The 2,034-nt window shown below is 65.8% G+C and carries 1 protein-coding gene; it reads right to left on the reverse strand.

Going from position 1 to position 2,034, the window contains the following annotated elements; translation table 11 throughout:
- The coding region (locus AB4Z37_RS32885; RefSeq protein ID WP_441520864.1) for an autotransporter-associated beta strand repeat-containing protein at nt 1-2,034 on the reverse strand (2,034 nt) is incomplete at both ends.

Here is a 2,034-nt window from a genome sequence, read left to right on the forward strand (position 1 = left end):
TAGCCGTTGGTGTCGAACCGGCTCTCGACGTCGACCGCGCTCGACGACGCGATGACGTTGGCGGCGCCCGCCTGCAACGTGCCGCTCTGCACCAGCGTGGTGCCGGTGAAGCTGTTGCCGCCATTGGACAGCGAGACGAGGTTGTTGGCCGCAACGACGAGATTGCCGGTGCCGGTCAGCCTGGCGGCGAGATCGGCATTGCTGCCCGTGGCGCCGACATCTTCGGTCAGCGTCAGCTGCTTGCCGGCCTGCAGCGCGAGCTGGGTCAGGCCATAGCCGACATAGAGGCCATCCTGGTTGGCGCCAGTGGTGAGGTTGTAATTGTAGGTCGCCACCGCGACCGTCTGGCCGTTCTGCTGCAGGTTGACGTTCTGGCCTGCGGAGATCGCGTTGCCGTTCTGGTCCTGCAGCGTCAGCCCGGCGCCCGAGCCGGTGACCGTGCCCGAAGCCGACACGAGTTGCAGTCCGGCATTGGCATGGCTCTGCTGGAACAGCGACAGGCTGCCCGGCGGGGTCGCAGCCGGCAGCACGTAAGTACCGGGAATGTTGACCCGGATCGTTCCGGTGCTGCTCACATCGAGCGATCCGGTGTTGATCAGGCTGTTGGCGCCGGTCCGGGCCGGTGCCGTTGCGTCGAAGATGACGGTGCCACCCATAACCGCCAAACCGCCGATGGTCTGGGTTCCGGCGCCGACGGTCGTGACGTTGCCGCCGTTCAGCGACAGCTTGGCGTTGGTCAAGGCCGCGGTGTTCACGCCCGACAGCGCGAACGTGTTGTTCATGAGCGCGACCGTGCCGGCGAAGGCCGTACCGGCAGCCGCGTCGAACGCAAACGCGCCGCCTGTACCCGTGCCCGACAGCTGCCCGCCGCCCGTGAGAGCATTCCGGAACGTAAAGGCGCCGCTCGTGCTGGCCTGAAGGACGCCACCGGCCTGGATGTTTACGGCGCCCGATCCGAGGCCATAGGTACTGTCGGTGGCCGATGCCGCCAAGCTAATAAAACCGGTCGAACCGATCGTCGTCCCGCCCGAGTATGTGTTGTGGCCCCACAGGTTCTCTATGCCGTTCGAGACCACCAGACCGCCGGTGCCAGTGATCGAACCCAAGAAGATATAAGCCCCACCCGACGCGTTGTTCACCGTCAGGGTCTTGCTGCCGAGGGCGACGGTGCTGGTGAAACCGCCGCCGAGAGCCTTGATCGACGCCCCCGCGGTCGTCCCGGAAATATCGAATGTTCCGCTGCTGACGGTCACACTGGAGGAGCTGGCGATCGATCCGGCGCCGCTCAGCGCCAGCGTGCCGCCCTTGATTGTGGTACCACCAATATAGCTGGCGGCCGAGGTCAGGTTCAGCGTGCCTGCGCCGGTCTTCGTCAGGCTCCCGTAGATAGTGGAGCCCCCGATCCCGTTGGCCACCGTCAGCGTCGTCCCCGAATCCGTCTGGACGGTGCCAGCACCAATGCCGATTTGGAGCACGTGATTCATCGTGAACGACGCGGTCGTCTCCAACGTGCCGCCGCTCAGCGTGAGCCCTCCGCGGTACGACCCGAGGCTTGCATCCTGTGAAATCGCAAGCGTCCCCTGGTGGACGGTCCAGGCGGTCGCTGCGCTAGTCGCACCGGTCAGCGTCCAGGTGCCCGTCCCGGCTTTATCATAGTACGTGAAGCCTTGGTACTGTGCGCCGATCGTGGAAACATCGAAGGTCCCGTTGGCTGCGCCGCCGAGCCGGAACATGCCATTGCCGGTCTGGTCCACGACATTGCCATTGATCGTGGAGCCGCCCCAAATCTCGAGCGAATTATAGCCACCGGTGAAGGTGATGGCATTGACCGGAGCGCCGCTGTTGCCGGAGCCATAGCTACCGGCGTTGATCGTGCCGTTGTTGGTGATGGACAGGTTGCTGCCGATGATGGCAGCGCCGCCCGCACCGGCGCTGTCCCTGAGACGCGTGGGGCCGGGAGAGCCGGCGAGACCGCCAGCCGCACCGCCGCTGCCGGCACCGCCACGGGTGGGATCGCTGGCATTCGCCGTGCCG

The sequence above is a fragment of the Bradyrhizobium sp. 2TAF24 genome (genome assembly GCF_052115025.1).
Taxonomy (GTDB): domain Bacteria; phylum Pseudomonadota; class Alphaproteobacteria; order Rhizobiales; family Xanthobacteraceae; genus Bradyrhizobium_A.